The sequence below is a fragment of the Paenarthrobacter sp. NPDC089322 genome (assembly GCF_040684895.1).
Lineage (GTDB): Bacteria > Actinomycetota > Actinomycetes > Actinomycetales > Micrococcaceae > Arthrobacter.
In genome coordinates this window covers 107,586-129,022 of record NZ_JBFBGW010000011.1, presented here as the reverse complement: position 1 = coordinate 129,022, position 21,437 = coordinate 107,586, and the positions used below count along the sequence as shown (strand labels likewise).

The 21,437-nt window shown below is 64.1% G+C and carries 20 protein-coding genes; 13 read left to right on the top strand and 7 right to left on the bottom strand.

The window, feature by feature from the left end; translation table 11 throughout:
• Positions 1-233 precede the first annotated feature (233 nt).
• Positions 234-1,049: an HAD-IB family hydrolase gene (locus AB0N65_RS12965; protein WP_364161898.1), complete on the bottom strand. Its 816-nt coding sequence runs from the start codon at positions 1,047-1,049 to the stop codon at positions 234-236.
• Positions 1,050-1,144: 95 nt separating this feature from the next.
• Between AB0N65_RS12965 and AB0N65_RS12960 the strand changes: the two genes are divergently transcribed.
• Both AB0N65_RS12960 and AB0N65_RS12955 read left to right on the top strand, forming a co-directional pair.
• Positions 1,145-1,399 (top strand): glutaredoxin family protein, encoded by a 255-nt coding sequence (locus AB0N65_RS12960; RefSeq protein WP_364161895.1) that lies wholly within the window; start codon positions 1,145-1,147, stop codon positions 1,397-1,399.
• Positions 1,400-1,472: 73 nt separating this feature from the next.
• Positions 1,473-2,180 carry a redox-sensing transcriptional repressor Rex gene (locus AB0N65_RS12955; RefSeq protein ID WP_364161892.1) on the top strand — a complete coding sequence of 236 codons (708 nt, stop codon included), beginning with the start codon at positions 1,473-1,475 and terminating at the stop codon, positions 2,178-2,180.
• Positions 2,181-2,217: 37 nt separating this feature from the next.
• Here the strand turns inward: AB0N65_RS12955 and AB0N65_RS12950 are convergent, their stop codons facing one another.
• From AB0N65_RS12950 to AB0N65_RS12940, 3 genes are all read right to left on the bottom strand, one after another.
• On the bottom strand, positions 2,218-3,003 hold the full coding sequence (locus tag AB0N65_RS12950; RefSeq protein ID WP_364161890.1) for a hypothetical protein: 786 nt from the start codon (positions 3,001-3,003) through the stop codon (positions 2,218-2,220).
• A 231-nt stretch (positions 3,004-3,234) separates the two neighbouring features.
• Positions 3,235-3,933: a hypothetical protein gene (locus tag AB0N65_RS12945; RefSeq protein WP_364161887.1), complete on the bottom strand. Its 699-nt coding sequence runs from the start codon at positions 3,931-3,933 to the stop codon at positions 3,235-3,237.
• A gap of 167 nt (positions 3,934-4,100) precedes the next feature.
• A complete protein-coding gene (locus AB0N65_RS12940; RefSeq protein ID WP_364161918.1) occupies positions 4,101-4,652 on the bottom strand; it encodes a YceI family protein in 552 nt (183 codons plus the stop codon).
• A 202-nt stretch (positions 4,653-4,854) separates the two neighbouring features.
• On the opposite strand from AB0N65_RS12940, the gene AB0N65_RS12935 reads away from it, so the two are divergent.
• The 10 genes from AB0N65_RS12935 to AB0N65_RS12890 all read left to right on the top strand — a co-directional run bounded on the left by AB0N65_RS12935 (position 4,855) and on the right by AB0N65_RS12890 (position 19,045).
• Positions 4,855-5,520 carry a histidine phosphatase family protein gene (locus AB0N65_RS12935; RefSeq protein ID WP_364161884.1) on the top strand — a complete coding sequence of 222 codons (666 nt, stop codon included), beginning with the start codon at positions 4,855-4,857 and terminating at the stop codon, positions 5,518-5,520.
• 9 nt (positions 5,521-5,529) lie between these two features.
• A complete protein-coding gene (locus AB0N65_RS12930; RefSeq protein WP_364161881.1) occupies positions 5,530-6,135 on the top strand; it encodes a TlpA disulfide reductase family protein in 606 nt (201 codons plus the stop codon).
• A gap of 7 nt (positions 6,136-6,142) precedes the next feature.
• On the top strand, positions 6,143-6,898 hold the full coding sequence (locus AB0N65_RS12925) for a cytochrome c biogenesis CcdA family protein (RefSeq protein WP_364161878.1): 756 nt from the start codon (positions 6,143-6,145) through the stop codon (positions 6,896-6,898).
• Positions 6,898-8,607 (top strand): cytochrome c biogenesis protein ResB, encoded by a 1,710-nt coding sequence (locus AB0N65_RS12920; RefSeq protein ID WP_364161875.1) that lies wholly within the window; start codon positions 6,898-6,900, stop codon positions 8,605-8,607. Before AB0N65_RS12925 ends, AB0N65_RS12920 begins: the two co-directional genes overlap by 1 nt.
• Entirely contained in the window at positions 8,607-9,674 is a 1,068-nt protein-coding gene (gene ccsB / locus AB0N65_RS12915; protein WP_364161872.1) for a c-type cytochrome biogenesis protein CcsB, read from the top strand. The genes AB0N65_RS12920 and ccsB overlap by 1 nt, the downstream gene beginning before the upstream one ends.
• A gap of 152 nt (positions 9,675-9,826) precedes the next feature.
• Entirely contained in the window at positions 9,827-11,998 is a 2,172-nt protein-coding gene (locus tag AB0N65_RS12910; protein WP_364161869.1) for an Hsp70 family protein, read from the top strand.
• Positions 11,999-12,007: 9 nt separating this feature from the next.
• On the top strand, positions 12,008-14,095 hold the full coding sequence (locus tag AB0N65_RS12905; RefSeq protein ID WP_364161866.1) for a LuxR C-terminal-related transcriptional regulator: 2,088 nt from the start codon (positions 12,008-12,010) through the stop codon (positions 14,093-14,095).
• A gap of 166 nt (positions 14,096-14,261) precedes the next feature.
• Entirely contained in the window at positions 14,262-15,551 is a 1,290-nt protein-coding gene (locus tag AB0N65_RS12900; RefSeq protein ID WP_364161863.1) for an IniB N-terminal domain-containing protein, read from the top strand.
• A 144-nt stretch (positions 15,552-15,695) separates the two neighbouring features.
• Positions 15,696-17,582, top strand: coding sequence for a dynamin family protein (locus AB0N65_RS12895; protein WP_364161860.1), 1,887 nt, complete (start codon positions 15,696-15,698; stop codon positions 17,580-17,582).
• Positions 17,579-19,045: a dynamin family protein gene (locus AB0N65_RS12890; protein ID WP_364161857.1), complete on the top strand. Its 1,467-nt coding sequence runs from the start codon at positions 17,579-17,581 to the stop codon at positions 19,043-19,045. Before AB0N65_RS12895 ends, AB0N65_RS12890 begins: the two co-directional genes overlap by 4 nt.
• A 2-nt stretch (positions 19,046-19,047) precedes the next feature.
• Here AB0N65_RS12890 and AB0N65_RS12885 read toward each other — a convergent pair whose 3' ends face one another.
• Complete coding sequence (locus AB0N65_RS12885; RefSeq protein ID WP_364161854.1) at positions 19,048-19,668, bottom strand: hypothetical protein; 621 nt, start codon at positions 19,666-19,668, stop codon at positions 19,048-19,050.
• Positions 19,669-19,673: 5 nt separating this feature from the next.
• Positions 19,674-20,117: a PLD nuclease N-terminal domain-containing protein gene (locus AB0N65_RS12880; RefSeq protein WP_364161851.1), complete on the bottom strand. Its 444-nt coding sequence runs from the start codon at positions 20,115-20,117 to the stop codon at positions 19,674-19,676.
• A gap of 88 nt (positions 20,118-20,205) precedes the next feature.
• On the opposite strand from AB0N65_RS12880, the gene AB0N65_RS12875 reads away from it, so the two are divergent.
• On the top strand, positions 20,206-20,517 hold the full coding sequence (locus AB0N65_RS12875) for a DUF4229 domain-containing protein (protein ID WP_364161915.1): 312 nt from the start codon (positions 20,206-20,208) through the stop codon (positions 20,515-20,517).
• Between the two features lie 29 nt (positions 20,518-20,546).
• Here the strand turns inward: AB0N65_RS12875 and AB0N65_RS12870 are convergent, their stop codons facing one another.
• On the bottom strand, positions 20,547-21,428 hold the full coding sequence (locus AB0N65_RS12870; protein ID WP_364161848.1) for a 1,4-dihydroxy-2-naphthoate polyprenyltransferase: 882 nt from the start codon (positions 21,426-21,428) through the stop codon (positions 20,547-20,549).
• Positions 21,429-21,437 lie beyond the last annotated feature (9 nt).

The following is a 21,437-nucleotide window of genomic DNA, read 5'->3' as shown; positions in this document are numbered from 1 at the left end:
CAAAGCCCACACCAACCACCAAACCCGCGCCCAGCAACCACTGGCCGCCTAACCAAAACAAACAACGAACCTGTCTCAAAAAGTTGACGACCGCAGTTCCGGGAAGGGGGGGGTGTTTGGTGAGAGACGGTTCCGGGAAGGGGGGGGTGTTTGGTGAGAGACGGTTCCGGGAAGGGGGGTGTTTGGTGAGAGAGGGTGCCGGGAAAGGGGGTGTTTGGTGAGAGAGGGTGCCGTTAGCGGGGGGTGCGGAAGCGGGAGAATCCGCGCCACAGACCGTACACGGCGCCGCCCACAGTGGCCGCCTTCAGGCCCAACGTGGCCGCGCGGCGACCCGATCGGAAATCATAGACCGGCCAGTTATTCTCGCGGGCGTGGCGCCGGAGCTTGGAATCGGGATTGATAACAACAGGGTGGCCCACCATGGTGAGCAGGGGAATGTCGTTGGCGGAATCGCTGTATGCCCAGCAATGGTCGAGGTCCAGGCCTTCCTGCTCGGCCACCAATTGCACCGCCACAGCCTTGGCCGGACCGTGCAGGATGTCACCGACGAGGCGCCCGGTGTACATGCCGCCGTCGATTTCGCCAACGGTTCCGAGGGCTCCCGTGAGGCCCAGGCGTGAGGAGATAACGGTTGCAACTTCGATGGGCGTGGCCGTGACGAGCCAGACTTTCCGGCCGACCCTCAGGTGCTGCTCGGCCAGGGCCTTGGTCCCGGGCCAAATGCGCGACTCGATCATTTCGTCGTAGACTTCTTCGCCCAAGGCCTTGATGTCGTCCACGGTGATACCCGCTGCCAACGTTAGGGCTGAGTCGCGTACGGCATGGACGTCGTCCATGTTCTCGCCACGCATGACGAACTTGAACTGCTTCCACGCGAAGCCTGCAGCCTGGGACAACGTGAAGGCTTTGCGTTCGTACATTTTGCGGGCGACATGGAAGAGGCTTGCGCCCTTCATGAGCGTGTTGTCGACGTCGAAGAAGGCGGCTTCGCCGGTGTGCTGAGTCACCTTGGCTTCTGCGACCACAGCAACGTTCTTCTCCTCGGGCATGCCTTGAGTCTAGTCAATTGGAGGGGACGAATGCCTCGGTCCAACGCCCGTAGCACCGCGTCGACGCGGCTCGTGCCGCCGGTTACCGTTATCTCATGGCTATTCCCGACGTCGTCCTCCTCACCAAAGCTGACTGCCACCTCTGCACGGAGGCGCGTGCCGCCGTCGAACGCGTTACTTCCCAACTGGGCGTGCCGTGGACGGAACAGACAATCGACGGCGACCCCGGGCTGCAGGAGCGATTCGCCGAAGAGATTCCGGTGGTTTTGGTCAATGGCGTGCAGCGCGACTTCTGGAAAATCGATGAGCAGCGGCTGGAGCGCACCCTCCGGAAAGTGATGGAAGGCTGAGGTCCGCGACCGGGAAGCGTCCGCTTTTGTTGAGTCCGGCCGAGGGACCTAGAGTGGAACAACAAGCGACGCAATGGAGAATACCGTGACTGCGCTGGAACCGTCCCCGGGCGCTACAACCGGGGACAACGAACCTGCCACCAAGCAGATCCCGCCCGCGGCTGTGGCCCGGATGACCCTCTATTTGCGCGCGCTCAACTCCCTTCTCGCCGAAGGCGTCGAACGCGTCTCATCCGAAGCCCTGGCGGAAGCTTCGGGCGTGAGTTCCTCAACGCTCCGGAAAGATCTCTCCTACGTGGGCTCGTATGGAACACGCGGCGTGGGCTACGAGGTCCAGTACTTGAGCCGGCATATCGCAGCCGCTCTGGGGCTGACCCATGACTGGAAGGTCGCGATCGTCGGGGCCGGTAACCTGGGCAAGGCGCTGGCTCGGTATGGCGGCTTCGAGTCCAGGGGCTTCGACGTTGTTGCGATTTTCGACGCCGACCCCATGGTGATAGGCAACGAAGTTGGGTGGCTGCGGGTCAGCGATGCTGCGGAACTGGAACGCGTCCTGGAACGCACCCACACCAACATGGTGGTGCTCGCCCTGCCGGCAACCGTGGCGCAGGAAGTGTGCGACCGTGTCATCGCCGCGGGTATCCGAAGCATCCTCAGCTTCGCGCCGGTTCTCCTCCAGGTTCCGCCGCACGTCAACCTCCGCAAAGTGGACATGGCTACGGAACTCCAGATTTTGGCGTATCACGCACAACGGGCGCAGACACCGGGCCAGGCTGTTTAGCCCTTGCCGGGTCCGCGCCCGTGTGGTGGCGGAAAGCCTACCGTCCGTAGGGGGTCTGGTAAGGGTTGCCGAACGGCTGCGGCTTACGGAAGTAAGGAGCCGACGACGGCAGGTACAGCAGGACGATCGCGGCAACTCCCAGCAGGATCACCAGGAGCTGCATGATGCCGTAGGTGGCACCGAACTGGAACAGGCCCGTGAGTCCGAGGACGGAAATCGCAGCGAAGACTGTGCCGAGGATCCGGGCCCAGTTCTTGCCCTTGCGGACGGGGAAGGCCACCAGTGCGTAGAGGCCCAGGGAAACGATGGCGCCGATGACCGCACCGACGGCGATCGCGCCGCGCATGCCTTCAAGAGATCCTTCGGGGAACTCGGTGCCCTGCTGGTCAGCCTGCTGGATCATCGAGTTGATGAAGGCGTCCGAGCCGGTGGTGGCGAGGAGCAAGGAACTGATGGCAGAAAGAATGCCTGCCGCGATAATCATCCAGAAGGAGATGTTCACCAGGGGCGGGACAGTGGCAGGTCCAGGCTGCTGGCTCGGCCAGTTGGTGTCCTGGCCGTACTGCGGGGGCTGCTGGCCATAGGGTGATGCCTGCTGGCCGTACTGCGGGGGCTGCTGGCCATAGGGCGACTGCTGGCCGAATTGCGGAGCCTGCTGGCCGTACTGCGGCGACTGCTGACCGTACTGCGGCGCGGAGGGCTGCTGGCCGTACTGCGGTGCGGAGGGTTGTTGGCCGTACTGGGGTGCAGGCGGCTGGGCGCCCGGCTGCTCAGGCTTGCCGGCGTCGCCCGGGTTTGACGGCGGGTAGGGAGGGTTGCTCATGGCATTCCTTTGCTTTGTTCGACTGCTGGTAGCCGGGATCAGCAAAAAGACCCTGCCCCCAGCGTGGTTCTGCTTCCACCGTACCCCCAGGGTTCAGTGCTGCGGACGATCACACGCAGGAATTTCCTGCATCGGGAGAAATCATCATGGGGGAGTACGCCTTCATGATGAAGGCCACGGCGATCCTGGGGATCGGCCGCGGCCTTCCGCCCGGCTTTTGCCTGCTTGGGGCTAAACGGTGCCCTTCACCGATTTGAACCAGAGCTGCGAATTCGGGAGCCACATCAGCACGACGGCGACGGCGCTGACGAGGAAACCAAAGAGGTTGCCTCCCAGACCGGTGCCCGGACCGCCTGCATTCATGGAGCCGAAAATGGCCAGCAGCAGTGAGACGCCGGCCAGGACGGTCAGGGCAAGGCGCGCCCATTCCTTCCCTTCCTTCATCTTCATGGCGAGTACGACCTGCGCTGCTGCGACGGCGAGGCTGATGAGGAGAAGGATCAAGGCCACTGCGGCGACTGCGGGAATGAAAGCGAACGCAGCGATGATCGCAAAAAGTCCGATGACGCCGAACAGAAGTCCCAAGAGCCCGGAGATGACCCAAATGAAGTAGGACACCTTCAGCTCGGTGGGGAGGCCCTGCGTTTTGAACATGCCGGAGAACCCGCCCTGCGGAAGGACGTCGTTAAAGTTGCGGGGTCCGTCCGTTGGCATCTCGAAGTGGAAACCACCTGGCTGTGCCGGTTGGCCAGGCCCGGGCTGCGAGTACTGGCCCGGCTGTGAATATTGCCCTGGCTGCGCTGGTGGCTGATAGCCCTGGGGTGGTTGGTAGCCCTGCGGGGGCTGGTAACCCGCAGGAGGAACATTGCCGGGCTGCGGAGGCTGGGCGCCGGGCTGCTGTGGCTGTGGTGTTTCATCTGGGTTACTCATGGCATCACTGTAGACCGCGGGTTGAAGGTTGCATAGGAAATTCGCGGCCAACTCGGAGCCAAATACAGGCTGTCCGCCGAACAATTGGCGGGTGGCATCCGGAAACGCGAAACGGCGCCCTGCAGTGTGATGCTGCGAGGGCGCCGTTTTACGGTCATGCCTGGGGATTATGCGGCTGCCGGTGCGATGAAGGCGAGTTCCAGGTTGATGACGACCTTGTCGCTGACGAGTACGCCACCGGCCTCAAGGACGGCGTTCCACGTCAGGCCGAAGTCCTTGCGGCTGATGGTGGTTTCACCCGAGACGCCGGCGCGGGTGTTGCCAAAGGGATCCACTGCGACGCCGTTGAATTCGGTTTCGATGGCGACTTCCTTGGTCACGCCCTTGATGGTGAGATCGCCCACAAGGTCGAAGCCGTCTCCGTTGGCCTTGACGTGGCGGGAGACGAAGGTGATCTCCGGGAACTTCTCGACGTCGAAGAAGTCTTCGCCTTTGACATGGCCATCGCGGTTGACGTCGCCGGAGTCAAAGCTGGCGGTCCGGATGGTTGCGGTGACCTTGGAGTCCGTCAGGGTCTCGCCCACTTCCAGGGTGGCGTCTGCATCCTTGAACTGGCCGCGGACCTTGCTGATGCCTGCGTGGCGGACGGTGAACCCGATCTCGCTGTGGGAAGCGTCGAGGGTCCAGGTGCCGGTGGTGACGTTGGCGGGGAGGGTCATCATGGTGTTTCTCCTATATGTAGTGGAAGGTTCCGCTTGCTTGCCCGGTCGATTGGTTGAAGCGTCAACCGAGCTTCGTGTCTAGTATAAACATGCATATGCATCTTTTATTCCAACTCTCCGGAACATTTTCAGAAAACTTTGAGTTCTACTAGCGGTAGAAGATTTCAGATCGCCCCGCATCTTTGAGAAACTGGTAAACATGCCCCAAGCAACTGTCCATCTGCTTCGCCATGGCGAGGTCCATAATCCCGATGGCGTCCTGTATGGCCGGCTGCCCGAATTCCACCTCTCCGAGCGGGGCCGGGAGATGGCCCGCATGCTGGCCGAGCACTTCGCTGTCCGCGCCAGTGAGGGAGCCAAGATCGTCCATCTGGTTGCCTCGCCGCTGACGCGCGCCCAGGAAACGGCCCTGCCCACTGCTGAGGCATTGCAGCTCAAGATCCACACTGAGCCGCGCATTATCGAGGCGGAGAACCACTTTGAAGGACTCCACCCCACCCGGAGCGAGTTCTTGAAACCTAAACACTGGTTCTACTTCCGCAACCCGCTCCGTCCTTCCTGGGGGGAGGCGTATAAGAAGCAGGCTGCACGTATGCTCGCCGCCGTCGAAGATGCCCGGACTACTGCCATTGAACTCGGCGGTGACGGCGCCGAAGCCATCCTCGTCAGCCACCAGTTGCCCATTTGGGCCACCCGCTTGACCGCGGAGGGCCGTCGTCTGGCCCATGATCCTCGTAAGCGCGAGTGCACGTTGACTTCCTTGACGTCATTGGTCTTTGACGACGACGGCAGGATTGTGCGCGTCGACTACAGCGAGCCCGCCGCGGTACTCCTTCCCGGCGCAGCCAGCACCCCGGGAGCGTGACCGTACACCATGGATAAGAAACCTTCGCGCCGCGGCGTGCTCAGCGCAGGCGGAGTCCTCCTGGCGGGACTCACCATGGGCCTGTCGGCGTGCGCCCAGGAAGACACCCTCGCCGAGCAGGCCAGGGCTGGAGACAACAAGAACTACGTCGCCGGTGACGGCTCCGTCACTGAGTTCGCCAAGGCCGACCGCAGCGCCCCCGTCGAACTCCAGGGCACCCTGTTCAACGGCACCACCGTCGCGCCCGCGGATATCAAGGGTAAAGTCACCGTGCTGAACTTCTGGTTCGCCGCGTGTGCTCCCTGCCGTGTTGAAGCGCCCCAATTGGAGGCTTTGCACCAGGACTTCAAGGACCAGGGTGTCCAGTTCTTCGGCGTCAACCTCCGCGACGAAAAGGCCACGGCCGAGGCGTTCGACAAGACCTTCAACATCACCTATCCAAGCTTCAACGACCAGGACGGTGCCGTTCTCCTCTCCGTTTCCGGGATTGTTCCTCCGGGTGCTGTGCCCACAACCCTCGTCCTGGACAAAGAAGGCAGGGTTGCTTCGCGCGTGCTCGGCGAAATCGAGAAGAGCACCCTGAAGGCCCTCATAACGTCCGCAGTAGCTGAGTAGTCCACGCATGAACAGTCCCTTCGCCGAGACGATCCTCAACGGGTCCCTGCTGCTGGCGGTGCCCGTGGCGCTGCTGGCAGGGCTGGTTTCGTTCCTTTCGCCATGTGTGCTGCCACTCGTCCCCGGGTACCTGGGCTACGTCACCGGCCTGACCGGCGTCGACCTCCAAAAGCAGCGGCGAGGCCGCATGCTGGCCGGCATCGGCCTGTTCGTCCTGGGCTTCTCGGTGATCTTCGTCCTCCTTGGCGGAGCTTTTGGTCAGCTGGGGACGCTGTTGACCGGTCCGCAGAATGCGTGGATCACGCAGTTGCTGGGGGTCCTGGTGATCGTCATGGGCGTCGTGTTCATGGGGGGCTTCTCCTGGCTGCAGCGCGACGCCAAAATCCATGCAAAGCCTCCCGCCGGACTGTGGGGAGCTCCCCTCCTGGGGCTGACGTTCGGGCTGGGCTGGGCGCCGTGCATCGGACCGACGTACTCGGCGGTGCAGCTTCTTAGCCTGTCCGGAGGATCGTCCGCAGCCAAGGGCGCACTGCTGGCATTCATCTACAGCCTTGGCCTGGGCATTCCCTTCCTCCTGATCGCCCTGGCGGTCCGTCGCGGCATGGGTGTCATGTCCTTCTTCCGCACCCACCGTGTGGCGATCCAGCGAATCGGCGGGGGCATCCTGATTTTGCTCGGCATCCTGATGGCCACCGGGGTGTGGGGTAACTGGGTGACCGAGTTGCAGTACTGGTTCCAAACCGATGTGAAGTTGCCGATCTGATGAGCGAGTCCGTGAAAGCCAAGAAGAAGTCACCCGCCGCCGGCGAAAACCCCCAAAGCACAGGCGAAGCTGACGGCAAGCTTCAGCAGGCCAAGTCCGAAGCCGCCCTGCCTGCCCTCGGGTTCAAGGGAATGCTGCGCTGGGCGTGGACCCAGCTGACCAGTATGCGCACAGCGCTTTTCCTGCTGCTGCTTCTTGCCATCGCCGCAGTGCCGGGCTCGTTCTTCCCCCAGCGCGCAGCCAACCCGGCGCTCGTTACCCAGCGCATCCAGGAGAACCCGACGTTCGGCCCGATCTTCGATGCGCTCCAGCTGTACGACGTCTACTCCTCGGCGTGGTTCTCGGCCATCTACATCCTGTTGTTCATCTCCTTGGTCGGTTGCGTCACTCCGCGCGCCATCGCCCATTACAAGGCCATGAAGTCGCAGCCTCCCCGCACGCCCAAACGCCTGTCGCGGCTGCCGGAATACGGCACCCTGGAGGTGCCCGCCGACGCCGGGATCCCGGCGTCGAAAGCTATCAACGATGCCGCCGGGCTGCTGAAGAAGCGCGGCTACCGCGTTGAGGTGAGGGACGTCGACGGCGCCCTGCCGAGCTTGGGTGCCGAGCGTGGCTTCATGAAGGAAGTTGGAAACCTTGTCTTCCATGCCTCGCTGATTGGCGTATTGGTGTCTGTCGCCATCGGCGGCCTGTTCGGTTACAGCGGCCAGCGCATCCTGGTGGAAGGCAGCACGTTCGTCAACACGCTGGTGGGCTACGACCAATTCACGCCCGGAACCAACTTCCAGAGCAGCTGGCTCCAGCCGTACTCCATCCGACTGGACAAATTCGAGGCCGAGTTCGACCGAGAGTCCGCCCGCAAGATCGGACAGCCGATCGACTTCACGGCAGAGGTCACCACCAAGGATTCCCCGGAAGAGCCCGAGAAAAAGGAAGTCCTCAAGGTCAACGAGCCCGTTAGCCTGGGCGGGACCAGTGTGTACCTCACGGGTAACGGTTACGCGCCCGTGGTGACGGTGCGCGATGGCAGCGGAAATGTTGCCTTCCAAGGACCTGTGGTGGCCAAGCTGCAGGGGGACAACTACTACTCCTCAGTGGTTGTCAAAGTACCCGATGGCAAGCCGGACCAGCTCGGCTTCGTGGGCTTCTTCCTGCCCACGGCGTTCGTGACCGAGGAAAACGTGTCCTTCAGCGCCAGCCCTGAACTCTTCAACCCGCAGTTGAGCCTCAACTCGTACTACGGCGACCTTGGACTCGACAAGGGCGTGCCCCAAAACGTCTTCGACCTCGACGTTTCGGACCTTACGCAGCTCAATGGCCGAAACCTCGACGCAGGCGGCATCACCTTGGCCCCGGGCCAAACGGCCACCCTGCCGGAAGGCAAAGGCAGCATCACGTTCGACAGCGTCAAGAAATACGTTGGCGTGGACATCCACCACAACCCCGGCCAGTTGTATGCCTTGATCTTCGGGCTCCTTGCCGTCGCCGGCTTGGTGACCTCGCTTTACATTGGCCGTCGCCGTGTATGGGTCCGAACGGGAACCCACGAGGACGGCCGCACCATGGTGGAGTACGGCCTGCTGGCACGCGGTGAGGACCACCGCCTCGCCGGGGAAGCCGCAGCCCTGCGCGGGCTTTTCGCGAAGGAATGGCAGCTCCCCGCTGAAACTTCCACCACCGTCTCTTCCACAACCTCGAAGGACCAGTAATGCCCGCTATCAACGAAACCCTGGGCCAATACAGCGAGCTGTTCATGCTGCTGGCGGCCGGCACGTACACCGTGGCCTTCATCGCCTTCGCGTGGGACCTCGCCAAGAGCAGCAAGACCCTCCGCTCCGTCGACCTGAAGGCAGCGGCGGGCACGGCTGCGCAGAAGGTGACGGTTGCAGCCGGCCGTGCCGGGGCTGCTTTGGGCGGTCCCGACGGCGGCGGGCCGGCTGACCGTGCCGAGCGTCCGACGTCGGGCCTCACCGTTGAGGAAGCCACTGCGGCAGGCGACATGAAGTACGCGGCCGAACGCCGGGTGCCTGCCCGCATTGGCGTAGCGCTGACCGTTCTGGGCGCGCTGATCCACGGTGCCGGGGTGGTCACCCGCGCGCTGGGTGCCGGGCGCGTTCCGTGGGGCAACATGTACGAATTCCTCACCACGGGTGCTTTTGTTGCCGTTGCAGTCTTCCTCATCGCCTTGATCCGCCGCGACCTGCGCTTCCTGGGTACGTTCATCATCGGCCTGGCAATCATCATGCTTGTTGCCGCCTCCGTGGCCTTCTGGACACCTGTGGGGCACCTGGTCCCTGCGTTGCAGAGCTACTGGCTGATCATCCACGTTTCCATCGCCGTGCTGGCTTCGGCGCTATTCACGCTCACGTTCGCGATGTCCGCGTTACAGCTGGTGCAGTCTTACCGCCAGAAGAAGCTCGCCGCGGGAGGGCAGGACAAGCTTGCCTTCATGCGCCTGGTTCCCAACGCGCTGAGCCTGGAGAACCTCTCCTATCGCATCAACACGGTTGCCTTTGTCGGTTGGACGTTCACCCTGATGTTCGGCGCTATCTGGGCGGAAAAGGCGTGGGGCCGGTTCTGGGGCTGGGACCCCAAGGAAGTGTGGACGTTCGTGATCTGGGTGGTTTACGCAGGCTACCTCCACGCCCGCGCTACCCGTGGTTGGACCGGAACCCGGGCTGCCTGGCTGTCGATCGTCGGGTACGCGTGCGTCATCATCAACTTCACGTTCGTGAACACCGTTTTCAATGGGTTGCATTCGTACTCCGGTCTGTAGGACCTCCCGGCCCTGAACAGGGCTTTTCTTCGCTTCCGGTTGGGGAGTGAGCAAGGCCGTGGCTGACATGGCTAATCGGTGTAGCAACTGAGCCTTTCGTGCATCCAAGGCAAGTGCTAGCTTGTTGGGAACCCGCTTGTGATGAAGACCGCATGCGCCATGCCATGTTCTTTTTCGAGGTATCCATGAGCTATGTTCTCGCCATTGACGTCGGAACAAGTTTTACGGCCGCAGCCTTGGTAAAGCCCGCTCCGGGATCAGCTAAACCCGCTCAGGGAGCGATGCCTGTTCCCGAAATCCTTCCCCTGGGACTCCACGGCAGTGCTGTGCCGTCCGTGCTGTACTACGCGGAAGACGGCCGGGTCCTGGTGGGCGAAGCGGCAGAGCGCCGCGGTCTGGACGACCCCCACCGGATGGTGCGCGAGTTCAAAAGGCGCATCGGCGATTCCGTTCCCATGGCAGTGGGGGAGCAGTGGCTGGCGCCCGAGGAAGTCTTCGCAGGGATGGCCCGCTGGGTTGCGGACCGGGCCGAAGAACGCGAGGGAAGCCCGGCTTCGGCAATGGTGCTGACGCATCCCGCGGCGTGGGGCGGGCATCGTCAGGCCGGCGTCCTTGCAGCGCTTACATCTGCCGGCCTGTCGGACGTCACGCTGATCAGCGAGCCTGTTGCCGCCGCCCTGCACTACGCCTCCCAAACCCGCGTGGAAGACGGAAGCACCATTGCCGTCTACGACCTGGGCGGCGGAACCTTCGATACCGCCATTCTTCGCAAGGCAGCGGCAGGGAAGTTTGAGCTTCTTGGCCATCCCGACGGCATTGAAACCCTTGGCGGCGCCGACTTCGACGCCGCCGTTTTGCGTCACGTGGCCGGTCACCTCGGCGGTGCTGTGGAAGAGCTCGACCCCGCCGCACCGGAAACTCTTGCGGCCCTCTCCAGATTGCATCGTGAGTGCAGGGAGGCCAAGGAGGCGCTGTCCATGGACAGCGAGGCGACCATCGCAGTGTCCCTTCCCGGCACGCAGCAGTCCGTTCGCCTGGTCAGGTCCGAGTTCGAAGCCCTCATTGAGTCGCCTGTCAGGGACACCGTCGCCGCATTGGAGCGCAGCTTGGAAAGGGTTGCCCTGACGCCGGAGGACTTGACCGCTGTGCTGCTGATTGGCGGCTCTTCGCGCATTCCGTTGGTGGCCGAGCTGATTTCGGCGGAGCTTGAGCGCCCCATCGCGGTTGATGCCGATCCCAAGTCGTCCATTTGCCTGGGCGCGGCGGTTTCAATGTTGCCCATGACTGCGGGCGCGGCGGTGCGTCACGGTGGCGTAGCAGCGGATGCAGGCGTTGTAGCGGATGCAGAGGCTGTGGCTCCGGCGGCTACCCAGGGCGAGCCGGGGGTGCCGCGCCCGGTCGTTCCACGGCACACTGCTGCCTTGGCGGCGTTGGGCACGGCGTCGGCCATGACGTCCCGTGGCAGCACGAGACGCGGGACGGGGTCCGGTGCGCACTCCGGCCACAGGCCAGGCCGGCACGCGCCGACGTCGCGGATCCGCTTGACGGCAGCGGCCGCGGCGGCTGCCACTGCGTTGACGATCGCCACTGCGACTGCCGCGCAGAGCCCGGAAGGCGCCGGGCTGATGGCATCGATGTTCGGCGCCCAGGCCGCGGACGTCATCCGCGACGGCGGCAGCCCGGACAGCGGGCAGCAGACCAGTGGCGCTGTTGGCGGCGGAACCTCACCCGCACCGGTATCCGGGAAGCCCGCCTCCGGCCTGGAGGCGAGTGCGCGATCGGGCACTGCGAGGGCCGGCAACCTGAGGGGACAGACGCCGCCCCGTCAGGGAACCAGTGGCGCGGGTGCCCAGGGAAACGGTTCAGGGACGACCAACCTCGGGACGGGAGCGGGGACCGCAGTTGGTGGCTCTTCCGCCGGCTCGGGAAGCACCGGCACAGGCAGCGGTGCCGGCGGTTCGACGACCGGTACTACGACTCCAGGCACATCGACAGGCACGGGATCCGGAACACCCGGAACGTCAACACCCACGTCACCTCCTGCAACCGAGCCCGGCGGGGCGGCCAGCGGCCCAACGCCTGATCCTTCCGTGCCCCCGGTCCAGGACCCCACAACACCTCCAGTCACGGATCCGTCGACGCCCACTACGCCATCCGAGCCAGCGCCAACAACACCGTCCGAGCCCGCGCCCGAACCAACCACGCCCCTTCCCGAACCCACGGTCATCCAGGATCCTGCCCCGGCGCCCAGCGACACCGCGCCTCCGCCACCCTCCAGTGAAAGTAGCCCCACCCCGGATCCTGCGCTGACACCGGCGGTGTAAGGCATGGCGGTGCATGGGCAGACGTCCGGACCTAACCGGCGGGAGCCCCGCCACGATCCCTTGCACGCACGGGCCGTGGACCCGGCGCGGGATCGGGAGCACACGGCTGCAAAGGACTACATCCAGGCCCTCGTCGCCGGACTGAGCGGCAATACCGCTGCTGTCAGGGAACTTCTGGTGGCGTTATCAGTGGGTTTCACTCTTCCGGGGCCCTTGCCGGATGCACTTGCGCGCCGTGAAAGCCTTGACGGGATTATTGCCGCTGCCGAGGATGCCGGACTGTTAGCCCCGGACGGAACCGTGGTGGGCACTGTGCAGCACGCGCTCCTGGCAGCCACTCCCAGCGCGCACGTGCACGCTCTGCAGCGGGAGCTCGTGGAAAAGGTGCTCGCGACGGGCGAGCCCCTCGGCGAGCTGGCCCGGGACCTGGCACGCAGCCGGCTACGGGACGCACGGGTCGCAGCAGAGCTCGAGCGCACTGCCGATAGCGTCCTGGAGTCGGACCCCCGGCTCGCCGCTGACCTCTACGCTGAGGCCGTGCTGGCTGGTACAGACGAGCTGGCCAACGCAGCGAGGCACGCCCAGGCCGCCGCCGGCACCGGAGACCTGGACGCCGCGGGCAGGCTTGTGGACCGCCTACTCGCGTTGCCGGAATCTCCGGATGTGCAGCGTGGAGTGGACGTGGCTGCGTCAGTCTGGGCCCAACGTGGCATGCTGGCCAGGGGCGCAGAAACCTATAGCTGGTTGGGGCCGGAGCGCCTGGAATCCTCAGCCCCGTTAGCGGCCGTCGCGATGATTGGCTCAGGGAACGCCACGGGAGCCGAACAACTGTTGGCGGCCATGCGGGCATCGGGCTCTCCGACGCTGTTGGCCGTTGCCCTGTCCCTGACTGAAAAGGGCCTGCGGCAAACGCTGGGATCCGAACCGCAGCTGGGGCTTCCAGAACTTATCAGGGCTTCGGACATGATGAATGCTGCCGGGACAGTGATCCCCCTGCCCGAGACGCCTGCGGCACTGGCAGCACTGTGCGCGCTTCACAGCGGAGAGCCGGCGGTGGCTGAATCGGTCCTCAAATCCGCCGTGTCTGCCGGGCAGGGCGGGGACGCCGCACGTCCCAGGCTCTTCCTGCTGCTGGCATGGACCGCGATGCAGCAGGACAACGCCGACGAAGCCCGCCTTGCCATCAACGAGGCCGTCAAAGCCAACCATTGGAGTCTGGCCCCGCGGGACGAATTCCTTCTGGCAGCCCTCGACGTAGGGCTGGCTCGACGCGGGGGCGACGTGCACGACCTCGTCCTCGCGTGGGACAGGGCACGCGAGTCCATGATGCATGTTTCCGTTGACCTCTTCAGCCTGCTGCCGTGGGGTGAGCTGATGATCGCTGCTGCGCGGTTACGTGAAACCCGTAAGGTAGCCCATTATTTGGGCGGTATCTGGGAACTACTGGGACGTCTGGACAACCCTCCACTCTGGGCCGTTCCCATCCACTGGGCAGCGGTCCAGGCTGCCCTGCTCAGCGAAAGCCCTGCCGAGTTGGCCCCGCACGCGGCGGCTTTGGTGCGCGCATCAGATCGGAGCCATTTTGCCTCGGTCCTTGCCGCGGGAGGCAAGGCCTGGGTTTCAGTTTTGGCCGGCCGCTTTGAAGCGGCCGATGTCGAAACAGCGGCCCGGGAGCTTGCCGCCGTCGGAATGCCCTGGGAGGGTGCCAGGCTGGCGGGTCATGCCGCCGCCCATGCGGAAGAACGCCGGGACATGCTGAAGCTGCTGGCCTGCGCGCGGGACCTCCATCCGCAAAGCCAAGGGTCCCCGATACCGCCCGCCGCGGCATCACGGCACAGCGCCCCGGCGCCTCCGGGTCAGGAAAACACCGTTGCTACCGGATCCTCTGCTGGACTCAGCGCACGGGAGCGCGAGGTGGCCCGCTTGCTGCTGGAAGGCAAGACCTACCGCGAAATCGGTGAGGCCATCTACATTTCGCACCGGACCGCCGAGCATCACGTGGCGCGGATGCGCAGGCGGCTGGGAGCCGAAAATCGTTCTGATTTGTTGATCCGTCTCCGGATCGCCCTGGGGGAGGGGTATCCGCCCAGGGAGTAAACCCCCTCCAGACCCCTAATGGGGGCACACGAATCCCCTAACGGGTGGGGCAACGATAGGGGGACCGGCCCCGATGCCCCGGCCCTCCCCCCACGAATACGTTGAATGCAAGCCCGGCAGAGTTGCCTGGCGGCCCATCCACCACAGAATTTGAGGGAGCATTCCAATGCCAACACTCGCACAGCAGCTCGTGCAGTTCCTGATGAGCCTGTTCAACGACCCCGAAGCAGCTGAAGAATTCGTCCGGGACCCGGAAGCTGCCCTCGCAGCCGCCGGCCTTCGCGATGTGTCCTCGGCGGATGTGGACGCCGTTCGCCCGGTTGTCCTGGATTACGCGCCCATCAACGCCCGTTCATCCTTCGACCGTGAATACAACACGGGTGGAAACCACGCCTCCACCGGTGGCGGCTGGGGCGGCCACGATGACAACGATCACGACGGCGGCTACGGCGGCGGTGGCGGTGGCGGCTGGGGCGGCCACGACGACGATGACCACGACGGCGGCTACGGCGGCGGTGGCGGTGGTGACTGGGACGGCCACGACGACGATGACCACGATGACGATCACGACGGCGGTCACGGCGGCGGTGGCTGGGACGGCCACGACGACGATGACCACGACGGCGGTCATGGCGGCGGCGATTGGGATGACCATGCACACGCAGTGCAGCAACTGATCCACGTTGTGAACAACTACTCCTACACCACCACGATCGATGACCGGGACACCACCCTGGATCAGTCCGTGAACCAGAACATCTGGGCCAACGGAGACGTTGCCCAAGTGTTCGAGAACGAGGCGGTCATTGCTTCCGGTGACGGTGCAGTTGCTGCCGGTAACAACGCATCGATGACTGATTCCAACAACGTTGACAACTCCGTAGACAACTCGGAAGACAACTCCGTGACGGTGGACGCTCGTGGCAACAACGACATCTCGATCGGCAACGAGTACGACGACCACTCCGTGACCAAGGACTCGTACAACACTGATGTTGATGTGGACATTGATGCCGAGTTCAAGGACTCCTTCAACGACGACCACTCCACCAACACCGACAATTCGCACACGAATATCCACAACACGGATTCGTACAACGACGACTCGTACAACGATGACCACTCGAAGGAGCTTGAGGTTGGAGACGTGGACGTGGACTACACGAACATCGAGCACTCCACGATCGTCAAGGACAACGAGGTGGATCTGGAGTACACCAACGATCACTCCACGAACATCGAAGTGGACGACGTAAACATCGTCAAGGACTCCACCGTCATCGCCAACAACGATCTCGGCGAAGAATCCGTTCTGGCCAACGACTCCCACGTCATCGCCCACAACGAACTGGAAATCGATAACTCCAAGGAGCTCGAAGTGGACGACATCGATGTCGAGTACAACGACATCGACCATTCAACCGTCATCGCGAAGAACGAGGTGGAACTCGACTAACAGCCGGAAGTTTCCGGGTCTTCGGGATTACCTGAAGCCCGGCACGAAGCCCCGGCAGTGCCCGGCAGGCGATCAGCCTGCCGGGCGCTTCGCGGCCTTAAACCCTGACGCCCCCGGGTGTGGACAACGAGCGAAGGACAGAGAGTGCCGGAAACAGTACGCATGACCACCCTGGTTGAGCAGGCCTTGGCGCTGGTTGGAGACCGGAACGACCTGCGCCGACGACTCGACAACACGCTGGGGCGCTTGGGCGATCCGAGCGTTCGCGTGATCGTGGTGGGGGAGTTCAAGCAGGGCAAGAGCCAACTCATCAACGCCCTCGTCAACGCCCCCGTTTGTCCCGTCGATGACGACATTGCCACCACAGTGCCGACCGTCGTACGCCAGGGGGAACCGGCGTCGGCCGTTGTCCTGCTCCCCGGCCGGGACGCCGGAACGGAAGCGGACGACGCCGGCGCGGAAGCGCGGCTTGAGCGGCAGGACGTCAGGCTGGAGGAACTGGCCGATTACGTGTCCGAAAAGGGAAACCCGGGCAACGCAAAGAACATCGTTGCTGCCGAAGTAGCACTGCCGAGGAAGCTCCTGGCGGGCGGACTGACCATCGTCGATTCCCCGGGCGTGGGCGGCCTCGGCTCGTCCCACACGCTCACGACCCTGACAGCACTGCCTTCCGCCCACGCCATGGTGTTCGTCTCCGATGCGTCCCAGGAGTACACCGAACCGGAGATACGCTTCCTCCGCCAAGCCATGCGAGTGAGCCCCAACGTCCTGTGCGTGCTCTCCAAAACCGACCTCTACCCTGCTTGGCGCCATATCGAAGCGTTGGACCGCAAACACCTGGCGGACGTCGCTGAGGACATCCCGCTGTTTCCGGTCTCTTCCGAGCTTCGCCTGCAGGCCGCCCGGTTGCAGGACGCTGAGTTGAACGAGGAATCAGGCTTCCCGGCCCTCATTGCCTACCTTCGCCACGACATCGTGGGAGCGGTGGCAAGGATCCAGCGACGATCCGTCAGCCATGACCTGCAATCCGTCACCGAACACCTGCGATTGGCGCTCCAATCAGAACTCGGCCCCTTGGAAAACCCCGAAGGCACTCCGCAATTAATCGCCGGACTGGAAGCTGCCAAGTCAGACGCGGACGCCCTCAGGAAACGCTCCGCCCGGTGGCAGATCACGCTCAACGACGGCATCAGCGACCTCATCGCGGACATGGAATACGACCTGAGGGACAGGCTGCGCCGCATCCAGCGCGAAGCGGAGACAGCCATCGACCAAGGCGATCCAGGCCCAGCGTGGGAGCAGTTCAGCACGTGGCTCGAGCAAAGCACAGCCGCCGCGGTCTCGGACACTTTCGTATGGACGAGCGAGCGTGCACAGTGGCTGGCTGCCCAGGTCGCCGAGCACTTTTCCGAAGACGAGGTGGAGCTGCCCGCCCTCCAGGTATCGGACACCGGCGGGGTGTTGGATCCTGTCGGGGACCTCCAACACCTCGACGACGGACGACTGGGACCGCTTCAAAAGGTCCTCATCGGGATGCGCGGCTCTTATGGAGGCGTCCTTATGTTCGGCCTGTTGACGGGAATTTTCGGGATGGCGCTGATCAATCCCTTGTCCGTGGGCGCCGGGCTCATGCTGGGCCGGAAGGCCTACCGGGAAGAGAAGGCGGCCCGGCTCAAACAGCGGCAATCGGAAGCCAAGATCCTGGTTCGCAAGCAGGTGGACGACGTCATCTTCCAGGTAGGCAAGCAGTTGAAGGACAGGCTGCGCTTGGTTCAGCGTGCCACGCGTGACCACTTCACGGATATCGCTGAAGAGCACCACAGATCGCTGACTGAATCCGTGGCGGCTGCCCAAAGAGCTGCTGCCACGTATGCGGCCGAGCGTGACCTGCGAATCAAGGAGCTCCGAAACCAACTCCGAGCCGTCGACGCTCTCAGCAAGGCCGCCCTGCAGTTGCAGGACGGCGCTGCCGCCCAAGACTCTCCGCGGTCCTCCGCCGTTCCACAACGGTCCACGGTGCCGGCGGAATGACGGATTCCGGGATAGCAGCACTGCTCCACCAGGCGAGGGAGGTCCTGCACGACGACGCTTCAGCGCTCGCCGTGCTGGACGAACTGGACGCGAGGTTATCCGGTCCACTCCGGATAGCGGTGGCCGGCATGGTCAAAGCGGGCAAGTCCACCCTCCTCAACGCCATCATCGGCGAGGAGATCGCCCCAACGGACGCAGGGGAATGCACCCGGATTGTCACGTGGTACCGGTACGGACCCACACCCAAGGTGACGTTGTACCCCTTGATGGGTGAGCCCCGGAACCTACCCGTTACGCGGGAGGAGGGGCGCTTGGTCTTCCCGCTGGGCCGTGTCCGGGCAGAGGACGTGGAAAGGCTGGTGGTGGACTGGCCGGTTGCGGGCCTGCGCGAACTGACGCTCATCGATACGCCAGGGATCGCATCCCTCTCCCTCGATGTTTCCGTGCGGTCCACGGCGTTCCTGCTCCCGGAAGACTCACCTACGGCCGCGGACGCTGTCATCTACCTCATGCGCCACCTGCATGCGTCCGACGTGCGGTTCCTTGAGTCGTTCAAGGACACTGCGGCCGGGCAGTCGGGAACTGTCAACGCGTTGGCTGTGTTGTCGCGGGCAGACGAGATCGGTGCCGGACGGATCGACTCGCTCATCTCGGCCGCCGCGATCGCAGAACGTTACAGCCGGGACCAGAACCTAAGGCCCCTCGCCCTTGGCGTGGTGCCCGTCGCCGGGCTGCTGGCGCAAAGCTCCCGGACCATGCGACAAGCAGACTTCGAGGCACTGCTCCTGCTGGCCCGAATGGACAGGACACAGCGGGAACGGCTGATGTTGTCAGCCGACCGGTTCGCCAAGGGCACGGAGCCACCGGGCCTGGACCAGGCAACACGCACAGACCTCCTCGACCGCTTCGGCCTGTTCGGAATCCGGCTGGGCACCGCGCTGATTCGCGGCGGGATCGACGGCCCGACGGAGTTGGCACACGAATTGGCCCGGCGCAGCGGCCTCGGCCAATTGCTGGAGACCATCACGTTGCTGTTCCAAACGCGGGCCGAGGCACTCAAGGCGCGTGCCGCCGTCGTGGGTTTTGAGTCGCTGCTGCGTGGCCTGCCGCAGGATCGGACGGCACCGTTGGCCACCGCCTTGGAAAGAGTGCAGGCAGGGGCGCACGAATTCCGCGAATTGAGACTGCTGGCAGCACTGCGGACCGGAAGTGTGGCCTTGAGCGCCGGGCAAGTGGCGGAGGCTGAGAGGTTGGTGGGTGGCGGGGGCAGCTTGCCGACGCGCAGGCTGGCGCTACCGCCGGACGCCACCCTTGACCAGATCCACGATGCCGCACGCGAATGCCTCAACCGATGGCGTGTGTTGGCCGGGAATCCGTTGGCGGAGCCGTCAGCCGTGGATGCCTGCCGCGTAGTGCTGCGCAGCTGCGAAGGAATGCTTGCAGCGATCCCTGCCGGACGCTGAAGCTAGGGAGCACGCTTGCGCTCGCTCACCAGCCACGTGGTAGTGGACGGGAGGAAGAGCAGGACCAGGCCCGCGGCGGCGAGGATGTACTGGGCGGCGAGCAAGCCGATGGCCGGAATACCCTCCGAACCCGGCGCGATCAGGAAATCTGCCGTGATGACGGTGACAACGGCGTGCAGCAAGACCACGGGAACCAGCGTCCAGCGGGCCCAGGTGCGTCGCTTGAAGACAATGGCCAACAAGACGGCTTCCATCGCCACCACCAGGGCGACCATGGCCAGGCTCCCAAGGAATACGACGGCGGTGGCGCCCTCGACGGCCTCGGTTCCGCCATCGGGGACCATGCCCGCGATGACGCCCTTCAGGCGTTCAAAATGCGAATCACGTGCCAGGAAGCCCGTGACGACAACCGCGACTCCAGCAATGAAACTTGCGATCCAGAGAGATCGTGAGAGCACGGCGGGACCCGGCGGCCGCACCACCGCTTCGATCGGCGGGGGAGCGGACAACGAAATGCCGGGGCGGGGCGGTGGCACTGGCGCCCTGGACGGGGCTGGCGGTGGCCCGCTGGCTGATGACTCGGTGGTGAACGACTGCCGTGATCCATCAGCTTGCTGGGCCATGTTGCCTACTTCAGCTCGTCGGTGTCATGGGGGTCCGGCTCGCCGCGTTTGGCATCACCGGGGTTGAAACCGGGGGTTCCCTTGCCGTTGTCGCCGTCAGCCTCGTTGGAGCCGTTGAGCTTGCGCTCCTTGGCTTCCAGCTCTGCCCTGAGCTTCTTGAGGCGGTCCTCCTCAGCCTTGTTCCGGCGACGGGTTTCCAGGTTGCGGAGGAATTCGGGGTCGTCGTCCGGGGCCGTGGGCTGGCGGCGGACGGGCTTGGCTGTGGGCTTGCCGTAGGGATGCCCGAAAATGAACCACAGGATGGCGCCCAGCACGGGCAGCAGGATCATGACCACGATCCACGCAGGCTTGGAGATGCCGCGCGTATCACGGCCATCGGTGCGGATAACATCCACGAGGGCATAGACGAAGATGACAAGGACGACGACGACGCCAACAACCCGGAGCATGCACCAAGTCTAGTCGCCGGAAGCCTCTCACTGGGTGCCCCTCAGACGGCCGTGATCAGAGTGCAACCATCCTGGCGGCTAAACTTGGATAGTGGCTTTCCTGAAGTATTCCCTGATCCGTTTGGCGCTCTTCGTGCCTTTGTTCGTGCTGTTCCTGTTTTTGGGGACCGGAGTGGTCCTGGCTGTGATCTTCGCGGGTTTGATCGCCTTCGCCATCAGCTACTTGTTCTTCCAGAAACAGCGCGACGCCGCCACGTCGGCCATGCGGGAACGGTTCTCAGGGCGGGCCAAGCCGATCCGCACCGCCGGGGAAGTTGACGACGCCGCTGCCGAGGACGGCCTGGTGGAGAAGAACCCCGGAGTTGAAATCAACAACGACAAGCGCCCCGGCGCCCAATAGTCCCCGGACAGCCTCAAGTACCAGGCAGCTTAGAATCCTGTGCTTAGCACCAGGCCGAGCGAGAACAGCAGGCTGTAGCCCAGGTTGATCATGCCGGTCTGCTTGAGCACTGGGATAAGGCTCTTGCGCTTCTTGCCGTTGACCATCAGCCAGGCCGGCATGAGGCATGCGGGGATCAGCAGCAGCACGATCAGCATCCATGGCTTGGTGGGCGCCAGCACCACCACCAGCAGGATGGCGACACCCAGCATCAGCACGTAGCTTTCGCGTGCGTGGCGGTCTCCAAGCCGCACAGCCAGGGTTCGTTTCCCTGCTGCGGTGTCCGTAGGAATGTCCCTGACGTTGTTTGCCATGAGGAGCGCACAGGCAATCAGGCCCGTCCCGATGGCGCCGATCACGGCTGCCAGGCTGACCTGGCCGGCTTGCGTGTAGGTGGTGCCGAGCGTGGCCACGAGCCCAAAGAACACGAATACGAAAACGTCACCCAGGCCCAGGTAGCCGTAGGGGTTCTTGCCTCCCGTGTACCCCCACGCCGCGAGGACGCAGCCCAGGCCCACAAGGATCAGCCACCAGGTCTGCGTGATGATCACCAGGATCAGTCCGCACAGCATTGCCGCGCCAAAGAGTCCGAAGGCAGCCCACTTGACCTGTTCCGGCTTGGCGACGCCGGAACCCACCAACCGGAGCGGGCCTACACGGTCCTCGTCAGTGCCCCGGATTCCATCCGAGTAATCGTTGGCGTAGTTGACGCCCACTTGGAGGAGGAGCGCCACGAGCGCCGCCAGGATTGCGTTCGGCAGCCTGAATGCATGGAGTTCAAACGCCGCTGCCGAGCCGATCAGGACGGGTGCAATCGCCGCGGGCAGTGTGCGGAGCCGGGCTCCTTGGATCCATTGTGCAGCTGTCGCCACGTGTAGTAC